This window comes from Pseudomonas sp. MWU13-2862 (assembly GCF_023242495.1).
GTDB lineage: Bacteria > Pseudomonadota > Gammaproteobacteria > Pseudomonadales > Pseudomonadaceae > Aquipseudomonas > Aquipseudomonas gingeri_D.
The window spans coordinates 25,268-38,533 of the sequence record NZ_JALMEZ010000017.1; the positions used below are offsets into that span (position 1 = coordinate 25,268).

A 13,266-nucleotide genomic window follows, 5' to 3' on the forward strand; every position below is an offset into this window, starting at 1 on the left:
ATGTCGGCTTTTCCTACAAGGGCAGGCAAACGCAGAACAAGGCCCCCTCGCCAAGGGTACTCTCGACGGTGATGCGACCACCATGGGCCGCGACAATCTGCTCGGAAATAAACAGGCCCAGACCCAAGCCGGCGGCGACATGACTGCCGGACACCCGCTCGAACTGCTGAAAGATCCGCGCCTGGTCATCTTCGCCGATGCCGATGCCGCGGTCACGCACTTCAACCCGGGCCTCGTTCGCCTGGCGGTACACACGCACCTCGATCGGGCTTTTGGCGCCATAGCGCAAGGCGTTGGTCAGCAGGTTGGAGATCACCTGTTCGATGCGGAACTCATCCCACTCGCCCACCAGTGATGCCTCGCCCGAATAGCTGATCGTCGACCCGGCCGCGTCCACCTGCGCAGCGAAGCTCTCCAGCAATTTGCTCACCAGTTGCACCAGGTCCAGGCGTACGGGGCGGATCGACAGCTTGCCGGTGCGAATGCGCGAGACATCGAGCATGTCTTCGATCAGGCGAATCAGGCTCTGGATCTGCCGCTCGTCCCGCGCGACCATGCTGCGCATCTTGTCCAGGCTGAAGGCGTCGGCATTGTCCCGGGCCAGGTGCATCTTGCGCAGTTGGGTCTCCAGGATCAGCCCGTTGAGCGGCGTGCGCACCTCATGGGAGACGATCGACATGAAGTCATCGCGCATGCGCACGGCGTGCTGCAACTCTTCCTGGGTTAGCTGCAGTTGCTGCAACAACAGCCCCTGCTCGCGGCGACTTTGCTCCAGGGCCTCGACTTGCAGCTTCATCGCCTTGCTCTGTCGATAGAGCTCGACAAAGATGCTGACCTTGCTCTTCACCGCATGGGTGTCGAGGGGTTTGTGCAGAAAGTCCACCGCGCCGCTCTCGTAGCCCTTGAAGGCGTAGTTGCGCTCGCGGCCGGCGGCGCTGACAAAGACGATGGGAATATTCTTGGTCTTCTCGGTGCCGCGCATCAACTCGGCCAGTTCGAAACCATTCATGCCCGGCATCTGCACATCGAGAATGGCCATGGCGAATTCGTGCTGAAGCAGCAGCGACAGCGCCTCATCCGCCGAGAGCGCCTTGTAGACAATGCGGTCCTCGCGCCTGATCAGCGCTTCCAGCGCCAGCAGATTCTCCGGCAGATCGTCGACGATCAGCAGTTTGGCCTGGATAGTACTCAGCATGTGATTCGTTCCAGCTCGACAAGCAGGCGGCCGATGCCCTGCAAAGAAAGAAGGTAGTCCGGCTGGTGCAACGCCAACGCGGCTTCGGGCATGGTCGCGACCCGAGCGTCATTCGGGTCTTGCACCACGGTCAAGCCACCCTGGCGTTGGATCTGTACCAGACCCGCGGCGCCATCCTGATTGGCGCCAGTCAAGAGTATGCCCATCAGCCGCGAACCATAAGCGTCCGCCGCCGAAGCAAAGAGATAATCGATCGAGGGCCGGGAGTAATGCACCCGCTCTTCGCGACTGAACGAAAAGCTGCGGTCCTGCTCGATGGACAGGTGGTACCCGGGAGCGGCGAAATACAAAGTACCCGGCACAATGCTTTCCTTGTCGTCCGCCTCTTTCACCGGCAGCGCCAGGCGCCGCCCGAACACTTCGGCCAACTGGCTACGGTGCCCGTCCGGCATGTGCAGGACGGTCACGATCGGCAGGCTGAAACGCGTGGTCAGCGAGCCGAGCACGGTCATCAGGGCCTCGACGCCACCCGCCGAGGCCCCCACCACGACCGCTTCGACCCGCTGGCGGTCGATGCTTTGCAGTAACGGGTCGTTCATGATTTACGGTAGATCCGTTCTTGTTTGAGCAACGCCTCGAACCGCTTGCCATAGGCTGAAAAGTCCAGCGTCTCCTTGCTGCCCAGCACCAGGAAGCCCCGATGACACAACGACTCATGGAACAGCCCAAAGGCTCGATCCTGGAGTTTTTTATTGAAATAAATTAATACGTTACGACACGAAATCAGCTGTGTTTCAGAGAATACACTATCCGTCGCCAGGCTGTGGTCGGCAAAGGTCACGTTTTCCCGTAGGGTCTTGTCGAATATCGCGTAGCCGTAGGCCGAGTTGTAGTACTCGGCAAAGTCGCGCTCGCCGCCGGACGCCCGGTAGTTATCGGCGTAGGTGCGCACGTTGTCCAGGGTAAAGATGCCCTGCTTGGCCTTTTCCAGCGAATGGGGGTTGATGTCGGTGGCGTAGATGATCGTGCGTTCGAGCAAACCTTCTTCACGCAGCAGGATCGCCATGGAGTACACCTCCTCACCGGTGCTGCACCCGGCGATCCAGATCTTGATCGATGGATAGGTCTTGAGCAGCGGCACCACCTCCTGGCGAATCGCCAGGAAATGCCCGGGATCGCGAAACATCTCGCTGACCGGAATGGTCAGGTACTGCAGCAACTGCATGAACGCCGCCGGATCGTGCAGCACCCGCTCCTGCAGCGCCGAGATGGTTGCGCAATCGAGCTGGAGCAAGGCATGGTGAACCCGGCGCTTGATCGACGCGCCGGAGTAATCGCGAAAATCGTAGCTGTACTTGAGGTAGATCGCCTCGATCAACAACCGCAACTCGATGTCGGTACTTCGATCCACTAGATCCGTTCCATCTTCGGTAGCCAGACACGGATCAACGAGAACAGTCGATCCAGGTCTATCGGTTTAGCCAGGTAGTCATTGGAGCCGGCCTGCAGGCAGCGCTCCTGGTCATCCTTCATCGCCTTGGCCGTGACCGCAATGATCGGCAGCTTGCGCCAGCGCGGATCCTTGCGGATCTCCAGCGTGGCCTCGTAACCATCCATCTCCGGCATCATCACGTCCATCAACACCAGGTCGATGTCCTCCACTTCGTTGAGTCGCTGAATCGCTTCGCGGCCATTACGGCCGATTTCGACAATCGCGCCCTTGTGTTCCAGCGCGCTGGTCAAGGCGAAGATATTGCGCACATCGTCGTCCACCAGCAGGATCTTGCGCCCTTCGAAGACCTTGTCGCGGCTGCGGGCGGTCTTGAGCATGCGCTGTCTTTCATGGGACAGCTGGGATTCGACTTTGTGCAGAAAGAGTGTCACTTCATCGAGCAGGCGCTCCGGCGAGCGCGCGCCCTTGATGATGATCGAGCGCGAGTACTTGTGCAGCTCGGCCTCTTCGTCGCGGGTCAGGTTGCGCCCGGTATAGACGATCACCGGCGGAAAAGCGCGGATGTCTTCGCTGGCCATGCGCTTGAGCAACTCGTTGCCGAGCATGTCCGGCAGCTTGAGGTCGATAATCATGCAGTCGAAGACCGTATCGCGCAGCAGATCGAGGGCCTCCTGGGCAAACCCCACGGCGGTGATCTCGATATCGTCGTCGCCGATCAGGCGGGCGATGCTGTCGCGTTGCAGGTCATCGTCTTCCACCAGCAGTACGCGCTTGAGCTTCTGGGTCAGCTTGGCTTCCAGGCGCGTGAAGATCTCCTTGAGTTCGTCGCGGGTGGTCGGCTTGAGCGCGTAGCCCATGGCGCCCATGTGCATGGCGGCCTCGACGCGGTCCTCCACGGAAATCACATGCACCGGGATATGTCGGGTCGGTGCCTGTTCCTTGAGGCGCTGCAGCACCGTCAGGCCGGAATGATCCGGCAGGCGCATGTCCAGCAGGATCGCGTCGGGGATGAACTGCGCGGCGAGCTCGAAGCCCTCGTCCGCGCCATGGGCCACCAGGCACTGGTAACCCAGCTCATGGGCCAGGTCGTAGAGAATCTGGGCAAACTTCTGTTCATCTTCGATCACCAGGATACAGCGGCTGCTGAACGGGCCTTTTTCACGGTCATCGGCAAAACGCTGGATCGGCGTTTCCATCACCACCACCGGCGCCAGCTTGCGCGGCGGATCCAGGGACTCCAGCGGTGCCGGCGGCGCTACCACCGGCGCGGGGCCCACGCCATCGTGGCGCTCCACATACCGCTCCGGCATCACCAGGGTAAACACACTGCCCTGGCCGGGCTGGCTGGCCACATTGATGGAGCCGCCGAGCAGCGCCGCCAGGTCGCGGGAAATCGACAGGCCGAGGCCGGTGCCGCCATAACGGCGGTTGGTGGTGCCGTCCGCCTGGCGGAACGCCTCGAAAATGCTCTCATGCTGTTCGGCGGCGATTCCGATGCCGGAGTCGCGGACGGTAAAGGCAATCCCGACACCCGGCTGGCGCGACACGCTCAGGCTGACCCGACCGGTCTCGGTGAACTTGATGGCGTTGGACAGCAGGTTCTTCAACACCTGTTCCAAACGTTGGCGGTCGGTGAACAGCGTCGTCGGCAGATCGCCGCGCAACTCGACCTCGAACCCCAGCTGCTTGTCGCTGGCCAGTGGCTGGAACATGTTGCGCAACCCCTCCACCAGACGTTCGATACTGGTGTTTTCCGGGCGCACCTCCAACTTGCCGGCCTCGACCTTGGAGATATCGAGGATGTCGTTGATCAGATTGAGCAGATCGTTACCGGCGCTGTAGATCGATTCGGCGAACTTGACCTGTTCCGCCGTAAGGTTGTCCTCGGGGTTCTCCGCCAGCAGCTTGGACAGGATCAGCGAACTGTTGAGCGGCGTGCGCAGCTCGTGGGACATGTTGGCGAGGAATTCGGACTTGTACTTGCTCGAGCGTTGCAGCTCCTCGGCGCGTTCCTCGAGTTGGACCTGGGCCAGGTTCAACTGATTGTTCTTGAGGTCCATCGCATCACGCTGCTCGGCCAGGGCCAGGGCCTGCTCGGCCAACTGCTCGTTGGTCTGTTCGAGTTCGCTCTGCTGGCTTTCCAGATGAACCTGGGACTCCTTGAGCACCTGGGACTGTTCTTCCAACTCTTCGTTGGCGGTCTTGAGCTCTTCCTGCTGGACTTGCAACTCTTCGTTGAGTTGTTGGGTCTCGGCCAGCACCTCCTGCAAGCGCTGGCGGTAACGCGCGGCTTCGATGGAGGTGCCGATATTGTCGGCAATCAGTTCCAGCAGCTCGATATCACGGTCGTTCAAGGGCCGCAGGAAACCCAGCTCGATCACCCCGTTGATCCGCTCATCGTTGGTGGTCGGCACCACCAGCACACTGCGCGGCGAGCCGTTGCCCAGGCCCGAACTGACCCTGAAGTAATCCACCGGCACTTCGTCCAGGCGGATCAGGCGGCCCTGGCCCGCGGCCTGGCCAACCAGGCCTTCATCGCTGAAGATCGCCTGCTCCTGCTGCTCCTGCTCACGGGAAAAGCCATAGCTGGCGACACGGGTCAGGCCACCATGCTCTTCGCGCACATACAACGCCGCGACCGCACTGCCCATGTACTGGGCGCAGAATTGCAGGATATTGCGCCCCAGCAATTGGAGAGTCAGTTGGCCGAGCACCTGCTCGGCCAGTTCGGTCTGGCCGCTGCGCAGCCAGGCTTGCTGCTCCAGGCGCTCCGCACTCTTGAGTTGTGACGCGAGGTTTTTTGCATAATTAGCTGAAAGTGCTAATAAATCTCGTCGACCAATAAAGGCCAACAAGGCGCTCAGACCCAGCACAAAAATGAGATAGAGGACGATGCTCCAGATCGTGGTGCGGCTTACGGCATCATTGCGCGCGAGCCGCAGTTGCTGCTCCATGTCGATGGCGTTTTCAAACTCGCTACGGATCTCGTCAACCAGGCGCTTGCCACGCCCCGACAGGATCGCCCCCTGATAGTCGCCGCCGGAACGCCGCAGTCCGATCATCGCCTGAGCGTATTCGCTCCAGGAGCTCTGCAAGGCTTCGATACGCTTGAAGCGGTCGACCTGCTGCGGATTGTCCGCGACCAGTTCCTGCAAGCCACGCAGGTCGGCAATGATTTTCGGCTTGGCGACTTCATAGGGGTCGAGGAAATGCTCGTCACCGGTGATCAGGAAACCGCGCATGCCGGTTTCCAGATCCACCGAGAGCTTCATCGCCTCGTTGCTGTTATTGATCACCCGGTCGGTATGCTCGACCCACTGGATCACCGACAGCAGGTAGGTGATCAGCGAAACGAAAAAGATCGCGCTGAGAACCCCGACAGCCAAGGGCAGGCTGATGTTGCGGCTCAATAACTTGCGAAAGCTTTGTTCATCCACCGAAGACGACGAATTCATTTCAGGGCCCGGATTAAAGTTATTGATTATCAAGGAGTCTGCCGTATATACGAATAAAAGACCGACTTTTTTCTCACAGCTTAGAATGCAATTTCCCAGGCCGCACTGCCGTGACGTGATGACTCACCTTAGCCTATCATCTTGTACACTTTGTTTTTTTTGTACAAGTGTGGGAACTTGTCCGACCTGGTGGCTTACTGATGCAGAAGGCAGAGCATTTCAGCGGCCTTGATCCACCCTTCACTTTTGGGATACCCCCTTATGCCAGCAGCCACCTCCACCATCCTTGTTGTCGAAGACGATGCCATTGTGCGCATGCTGATCGTCGACGTCCTGGAGGAACTGGAGTTCCATGTCCTGGAGGCCGACGGCAGCGACAAGGCCCTGGATATTCTCAGACAGGCCGATACCCGTATCGACCTGCTGATGACCGATGTCGGACTGCCCGAGATGGATGGCCGCGAGTTGGCCAAGGCCGCCTGCCAGATGCGCCCCGGGCTGCCGGTGCTGTTTGCCAGCGGCTACGCCGAAAGCATCGAGCTGGCGCCCGGCGTGCAGGTGATCGGCAAGCCCTTCTCCATCGATCAGCTGAGACTCAAGATCAAAAGCATTCTATAACTCACTCCAGCCCCGCCATCCCCCCCGAGCCTCACCCATGACACAAACCCAGACAACGCCGGTCCTTGCGATTGGCCTCGGCTGCCGCCAGGGCTGCAGCGCTTCGACCCTGCAGGCGTTGCTGGAGCAGTCGTTACAGGCCCATGGAATCGACCTCAAGGCGATCAAGGGGCTGGCGAGCATTGACGGAAAAAAGGCTGAGCCGGGCCTGCTCGAACTCGCGCAGCGCCTGAACCTGCCGCTGGTGTTCTTCAGCGCGACCGAGCTGGCGCCTTACGAACCACGCCTCAGCCATCGTTCCCGACTGGCCTTCGAGCAGACCGGCTGCCATGGCGTGGCCGAAAGTGCCGCGCTGGCCCTGGCCGAACAGTTGGGGCAAACACGGGCGAACCTGCTGGTTTCACGGCAGAAGAACCCCATGGCGACCTTTGCGCTGGCCTGGACCGGGCAAAACCCTAGATAATCCCCTCCTCCTGCATGAACATCGTTCATGTGAGGCCCTGTGCAGTCCGTCCAGAGAGTGTCATGACCGTCTATTTCATCGGCGCCGGCCCCGGCGACCCGGAACTCATTACCGTCAAGGGCCAACGCCTGATCCGCAGTTGCCCGGTGATCATCTACGCCGGCTCCCTGGTGCCCGAAGCCGTCCTGCAAGGCCACTGCGCCAGCCAGGTGGTCAACAGCGCCGAACTGCACCTGGAACAGATCATCGACCTGATCAAGGCGGCCGATGCCCTGGGCCAGGACGTGGCGCGGGTGCATTCCGGGGATCCGTCGCTCTACGGCGCCATCGGCGAGCAGATCCGTCCCCTGCGCGAACTGGGCATCGCCTATGAAATCGTCCCCGGCGTGACCGCGACCGCCGCCTGCGCGGCCCTGCTCGGTGCCGAGCTGACGCTGCCGGATATTTCCCAAAGCGTGATCCTGACCCGTTATGCCGACAAGACCGCGATGCCGACCGGAGAAGAGTTGGCCAGCCTGGCCCAGCACCGGGCGACCATGGCCATTCACCTGGGGGTCAAGCATCTGGCTAAAATCATCGAGGAGCTGCTGCCGCATTACGGCGCGGACTGCCCGATCGCGGTGATCCATCGCGCCACCTGGCCCGATCAGGACTGGGTTGTGGGGACGCTCGCGGATATTCAGGCCCAGGTCGAGGCCAAGGGCTTTCGTCGCACGGCCCTGATCCTGGTGGGGCGCGTGCTGGGCAGCGACCACTTCAGCGAGTCTTCGCTGTATCGGGCCGGCCATGCCCACCTTTATCGACCGTGATCATTTGGGGGATAACACCATGTCCGAACCGCTGTTCTCCGGCGCCAAGCTGGCCCTGCTCTGCGGCGACGAGCTGCTGACCTATCTGCGTGACATGAAGGACAGCATCCCCTATCCCGGGCATTGGGACTTTGCCGGCGGCGGTCGTGAAGGTGAGGAAACACCGAGCGAATGCGCGCTGCGGGAGCTGGACGAGGAGTTTTCCCTGCGTATCGGGGCTGAGCGCATCGAATGGGCACGGCGTTATCCCAGTGTCACCCAGCCCAATACCCATTCGTGGTTCCTGGTGGGGCAACTGAGCCGCAAGGAAATCGAGGCGATCCGGTTTGGCGACGAAGGCCAGTATTGGCGAATGATGTCGATTGTCGAGTACCTGGAGCACCCGTTGGGTGTGCCCTATCTGCAGGAACGGTTGCGTGACTATCTGGAGAATACAGCCCGCTGAATGACCTCCATAGAAAAACGGTGCTCACGGGCACCGTTTTTTTATCCAACCGGACACAGCGAACGCCCTGCTACCGAACTCAGTAGTAGGCGTTTTCTTTCTGCGTATGGTCAGTCACATCACGTACGCCCTTGAGCTCGGGAATCCGCTCGAGCAAGGTGCGCTCGATGCCTTCGCGCAAGGTCACGTCGGCCTGGCCGCAGCCCTGGCAACCACCGCCGAACTGCAGCACGGCGATGCCGTCTTCAACCACCTCGATCAGGCTGACCTGACCGCCGTGGCTGGCCAGCCCCGGGTTGATTTCGGTTTGCAGGTAGTAGTTGATACGCTCGTTGACCGGGCTGTCGGCATTGACCATCGGCACCTTGGCGTTTGGCGCCTTGATGGTCAACTGGCCGCCCATACGGTCGGTGGCGTAATCGACCACGGCATCATCGAGGAAGGCTTCGCTGAAGGAATCGATCCACGCGGTGAAGCTTTTCAGCCCCAGCGCGGTGTCTTCAGGTTTTTCTTCACCCGGCTTGCAGTAGGCAATGCAGGTTTCGGCGTACTGGGTACCCGGCTGGGTAATGAAAACGCGGATGCCGATCCCCGGGGTGTTCTGCTTCGACAGCAGATCAGCCAGATAATCGTGGGCGGCATCGGTAATGGTTATGGCGCTCATGGAATCTCCTCACAGACTTGCCGCCAGTTTACGCCAATCGAGCCGCCGGACAAAGTCCTAGTATTTTTGTCGGGAAAGCAGGGGTCGCCAACGGATCGCCCCCACCAGCAACGCCGAGAAAATCAGCGCGCTGGCGATCCAGCCCGCCGGGCTTGGCCAGGTGCCGAGCAACAGCATCGAACCGACAATGGCAAATACCGGAATCAGCAGAGACAGTGGTGCTACCCGCGACAGCGGGTATTCGCGCAACAACAGGTTCCAGCCCCAGTAACACAGGTGCGTGGCGCCATAGACCTGGAACGCCAGGGACAACAGCAGGCCCGGCCCGACCTGATCCGGCAGCGCGACGAAGGGCGCCGCGCCGTGCTTGAGCCAGGTGAGCAGGAACAGCGGCAGCGGCGCGAACAGACTGGCCCAGACCACGAAGGCGAACACCTCCTTGACCCGGGACAGCTTGATCAGCACATTGCCCAGGCTCCAGGCGACGGCGCTGAGCACGATCAACAGCAACCCGGCGCGGCTCTCGCCCGCCGGGCTGTCGCACAGCACGCAGGCCAGGCCCAGGGCCGCCAGCAGTGCGCCGAGCAGCTGGGACCCGCTCAACGACTCGCGAAACAGCAACACGCCCCAGCCCAGGGTGAAGAAGGCGCTGGTCTGGATCAGCAGCGCCGCCGTTCCGGGGGGAACCCCCAGGCTGATGCCGAAGTTGATCAGGCCCCACATGGCGACCCCGAAAATCAGACCGTAGGCGACGATCCAGGACATGGCCACTTGCGGCCGGCGAATGAAAAACACCCACGGCAGAGCGGCCAGGGTAAAGCGCAGCGCCGTCAGCAGCAGCGGATCGATGTGGGTCAGGCCCAGCTTGGTGATGGGGAAGTTCAAACCCCAGACAGCCGTGACCAGCACGGCGAGCAACAGGTGTTTTTTCTGCATGGCAAACCATCCGGATAGTCAGGAACGGCGATATGACTCGCCGGTACCCGACTACTTTGCCGATGCCCGTACCTGGCCCGCTTGCAATGCAAGGTCAACTTCAATTAAAAATGGGCCATGCCTATTCTCACCACCGACTTTTATCCCAGCACCTCACGCGAGGTGGTCGTCACCCGCCACGACTATGCCGACAACCAGGGATTCGACCACCATAACCACGAACGCGGCCAGTTCGCCTATGCCGCCTGTGGGGTGATCACGGTATTTACCGACCAGGGCGACTGGGTCGTGCCGCCGGGGCGCGCCATCTGGGTTCCGGCCGGACTCCCTCACGCCATGTGCATGCGCGGCCCGGTGACCATGCTCAACGCTTATATTCTGCCGGCCGACCAGCAACGTCTGGCGCTGGCCGAAGACTGCCAGGTACTGGGGGTTTCCGAGCTGCTGCGGCAGTTGCTCGAGCAGGCGGCGCAGGTCCCGGCCCCGCTCAGCGAGCGCGACGAGTACCTGCTGGGCCTGTTGCTCCACGAAATCGCCAGGATGCCGAAGCTGGCACTGAACGCCCCGCTCCCCAGGGAACCGCGCCTGGCCAGGATCTGCCGCCGCTTGCTCGACCAGCCATCCCTGGAAATCGCTATCGACGAGATGGCTCAAGGCGCTGGCATGAGCCGGCGTACCTTCACCCGGCTGTTCCGCCAGCACACCGGCGTCAGCTTCGTCGAATGGCGCCAACAGGCATGCCTGCTGGCGGCGATCGTCCGCCTGGGCAATGGCGAAGCGGTGACGCGAGTAGCCATGGAACTGGGCTACAGCAGCCCGAGCGCCTTTGCCACGGTATTCCGCCGGGCGCTGGGCGAATCGCCCAGTCGCTATTTCCAGTGACCCCTGCCCTCAAAGGTTCTCGTAGCGGTTCATATCCAGCACCCCGGCATTGACCGGGTCGGTTTCCTGCAGGTAAGTCGTCAAATCATGGAAATACTGCCAGAACTGCGGATGACTGCGACGAATCCCCCAGCGCTGGACGATCTTTTCGAAGCTCGCGGCGTCCTTGGACTGCTCCATGGCATCGACAAACTCAGGCACCTGATCGGCGGGAATATTGAACATGAAATTCGGATAGCTGCTGAGGATCCCGGGATAAATGGTCACGGTGTCCAACCCCGGCTGATAGCGAGAAGCCTCGCCAAGCATAAAGGCCACGTTGCTGTGGGCACGGTTGCGCAACAGGCTGTAGATCTCACGCTTGCCGCTACGGCTTTCAATGCGCAGCATCGTGGCCTCCGGCAACTGTTCGACAACCTTGAGCCCGGCCGCCGGCCGCGAAGTCAGGCGACTCAGTGACTGTTCGGCCTCCTGCAGTCCCGGGTCGATGTTCGGGCGCGAACAGTACGCGCCCTCACATCGGTTGATCGGGTCCGGGTGCGCATTCAGATCGCCGTAACGCACCAGCAGTTGCCTGACGAAGTCGCCCTTCGGATCCTTTTCATCCAGCTTCAGGGCACTCGGCTTGCTGTCGTCGATACGCTCGTAGTCCAGCCACATCTTCAGCTTGCCGCCGTTCTGGTACCAGTCGTCGAGGTACCCATCGCGGGAATTAGCCGGCATCAGGCGCAGGAAGTTCTGTTCGGCACCGTTGCGGATCAGATCGAAGTACAGCCGGGTCTGCGCCTGATGGGACACATTGCCAAACACGTCGAAGTTCACCACCAACTGGTAATAGGTCCGCTCCAGCAGCGGGTAGTCGAACAGCCACAGGGTTTGCGGTACCTCGCCGATCAGGCCCTTGCTCACCGTGGCGCTGTCAAAATGGCGGAAAATGCTCAGCAAGGCATTGTCGTTGCCGGCCCACAAGCTCGACCAACTCGGGGCCCGGACAGTGGCGTAGGCATCCCTGCGCAAGGCCTCATACTCGTTGCGCTTGTCGCGATAGGCCAGCCACAGGCTCAACACACTGCCGACATCGTCATTCTGCCCCGGCGTCGCCAGCAGCGGCGTCGCGGCACCGCGATAAACCGCATCGGTGATGTACAGATCATGTTCCGGGGCCTGGAAAAACACCCAGAAGTTGTCACGAATCACGTCGGTAGCAATCTGCCCGCGACAGACCGGCCCACGGATAAAGGTGTCGACGAAGTATTCGGCGTTATCGAGCATGAACTGATAACGCGCCGCCACCGGGATCGCCTCGAAGGTTTCGAAGGGGTTGGCCCGTCGCTGCGGGCCGTAGCCCGGCGAGGCCGTGACCTGCCAGTTGCCGCTGTAGAACAGGGTCTTGATCCGCGCCATCTTCGCCGCGCTCAGGGCATAGGTGATATGGGTCTTGTACACGATCACGCCCTGCACCGGCCATAACCGGTAATACACCTGGATGCCCGGGTCATCGTTCGGCTGGCGGGTGTTGATCAGTTCGATCGGCTGGCCGCTCGGCGTGCGCGAACGCACCCACTGGAAAAAGTGTCCCGGCTCGCCCCCTTCGAAATAGATGTGCGCCAGGAACCAGTGTTCATAGAGCCAGCGCCCCACCAGGCTTTCCCGGGCTCCCGGAGCGTTGAGCAGGTTTTCCCATTGGGTAATCTGCAACGACTCCCTGGCACTCGGTGCCAGGGCCTGTTCATCCATCGGCGCGCCGGAGGCCAGCCAACGTTGCAAGGTCTGGTACTGCTGATCGGTCAGCCCGGTCACGGCCAGCGGCATGCCCTCTTTCGGGTGGGCATCGGCATAGACCTCGAACTCGCCGGGCATCGGGCACATATTCTCGCGGTTCAGGCCCAGTACGATGTCTTCCGGCAACTTGGCATTGGGCTGCAAGGGCGTACGATGACCCAATTCCAACATGCGTGACATCAGGGCGGCCTGGCTGCCCTGGGCATCCAGCACGGAGTAAAACTGCTTCTGTTGCCATTGGCGCGGGGTATGGGCGTCGATATACAGGCGCGTGGGCTGGGAGGCCTCACTGCGGTTGCCGTTATACACCAGGATCTTCGACGCGCCGCGCGCCGCGCCCTCGGCGCTGCCCAGGTTGAGCTGGCACGCCGCGTCGTAGCACGCATGGCAAGCCACGCACTTCTCGGCGAAGATCGGTTGAATGTCGCGGGTATAGGAAATCGCCGGAGCCGAGTCTTGCGCCTGGGTGATACTGCTAAGCACCAGCAGTAGGAAAGCGCTGAAAAAACGGTACGGCATGGTCCTGATCCTTGAAGTAAAAACGCGACGATTCTACAGCCTCAT

Annotated in this window: 12 protein-coding genes; 5 read left to right on the top strand and 7 right to left on the bottom strand. The window is 61.1% G+C overall.

The genetic code is table 11. The features are described 5' to 3' along the window. Positions 1–13 precede the first annotated feature (13 nt). From M5C56_RS26405 to M5C56_RS26420, 4 genes are read right to left on the bottom strand one after another with little or no spacing between them, the layout of a single operon-like run. Complete coding sequence (locus M5C56_RS26405; protein ID WP_103494839.1) at positions 14–1,195, bottom strand: hybrid sensor histidine kinase/response regulator; 1,182 nt, start codon at positions 1,193–1,195, stop codon at positions 14–16. Then, a complete protein-coding gene (locus tag M5C56_RS26410; RefSeq protein ID WP_103494838.1) occupies positions 1,189–1,794 on the bottom strand; it encodes a chemotaxis protein CheB in 606 nt (201 codons plus the stop codon). The genes M5C56_RS26405 and M5C56_RS26410 overlap by 7 nt, the downstream gene beginning before the upstream one ends. Then, positions 1,791–2,606: a protein-glutamate O-methyltransferase CheR gene (locus M5C56_RS26415; RefSeq protein ID WP_103494837.1), complete on the bottom strand. Its 816-nt coding sequence runs from the start codon at positions 2,604–2,606 to the stop codon at positions 1,791–1,793. The genes M5C56_RS26410 and M5C56_RS26415 overlap by 4 nt, the downstream gene beginning before the upstream one ends. Beyond that, positions 2,606–6,103, bottom strand: a complete 3,498-nt coding sequence (locus M5C56_RS26420) for a response regulator (RefSeq protein WP_103494836.1) — start codon at positions 6,101–6,103, stop codon at positions 2,606–2,608. The genes M5C56_RS26415 and M5C56_RS26420 overlap by 1 nt, the downstream gene beginning before the upstream one ends. 261 nt (positions 6,104–6,364) lie before the next feature. On the opposite strand from M5C56_RS26420, the gene M5C56_RS26425 reads away from it, so the two are divergent. The 4 genes from M5C56_RS26425 to M5C56_RS26440 all read left to right on the top strand — a co-directional run bounded on the left by M5C56_RS26425 (position 6,365) and on the right by M5C56_RS26440 (position 8,438). Then, positions 6,365–6,721 carry a response regulator gene (locus tag M5C56_RS26425; RefSeq protein ID WP_103494835.1) on the top strand — a complete coding sequence of 119 codons (357 nt, stop codon included), beginning with the start codon at positions 6,365–6,367 and terminating at the stop codon, positions 6,719–6,721. A 37-nt stretch (positions 6,722–6,758) separates the two neighbouring features. After that, entirely contained in the window at positions 6,759–7,184 is a 426-nt protein-coding gene (locus M5C56_RS26430) for a cobalamin biosynthesis protein (RefSeq protein ID WP_103494834.1), read from the top strand. Positions 7,185–7,246: 62 nt separating this feature from the next. Then, positions 7,247–7,993 (top strand): precorrin-4 C(11)-methyltransferase, encoded by a 747-nt coding sequence (gene cobM / locus M5C56_RS26435; protein ID WP_103494833.1) that lies wholly within the window; start codon positions 7,247–7,249, stop codon positions 7,991–7,993. Between the two features lie 19 nt (positions 7,994–8,012). Next, complete coding sequence (locus M5C56_RS26440; RefSeq protein ID WP_103494832.1) at positions 8,013–8,438, top strand: NUDIX hydrolase; 426 nt, start codon at positions 8,013–8,015, stop codon at positions 8,436–8,438. A gap of 79 nt (positions 8,439–8,517) precedes the next feature. Here M5C56_RS26440 and nfuA read toward each other — a convergent pair whose 3' ends face one another. Both nfuA and M5C56_RS26450 read right to left on the bottom strand, forming a co-directional pair. Then, on the bottom strand, positions 8,518–9,102 hold the full coding sequence (gene nfuA, locus M5C56_RS26445) for a Fe-S biogenesis protein NfuA (RefSeq protein WP_100943656.1): 585 nt from the start codon (positions 9,100–9,102) through the stop codon (positions 8,518–8,520). A gap of 57 nt (positions 9,103–9,159) precedes the next feature. Then, positions 9,160–10,038 (bottom strand): EamA family transporter, encoded by an 879-nt coding sequence (locus tag M5C56_RS26450; protein WP_103494831.1) that lies wholly within the window; start codon positions 10,036–10,038, stop codon positions 9,160–9,162. 117 nt (positions 10,039–10,155) lie between these two features. On the opposite strand from M5C56_RS26450, the gene M5C56_RS26455 reads away from it, so the two are divergent. Continuing rightward, positions 10,156–10,920 carry a helix-turn-helix transcriptional regulator gene (locus M5C56_RS26455; protein ID WP_103494830.1) on the top strand — a complete coding sequence of 255 codons (765 nt, stop codon included), beginning with the start codon at positions 10,156–10,158 and terminating at the stop codon, positions 10,918–10,920. A gap of 9 nt (positions 10,921–10,929) precedes the next feature. Here M5C56_RS26455 and M5C56_RS26460 read toward each other — a convergent pair whose 3' ends face one another. After that, a complete protein-coding gene (locus tag M5C56_RS26460; RefSeq protein WP_103494829.1) occupies positions 10,930–13,221 on the bottom strand; it encodes a fatty acid cis/trans isomerase in 2,292 nt (763 codons plus the stop codon). Between the last annotated feature and the right edge of the window lie 45 nt (positions 13,222–13,266).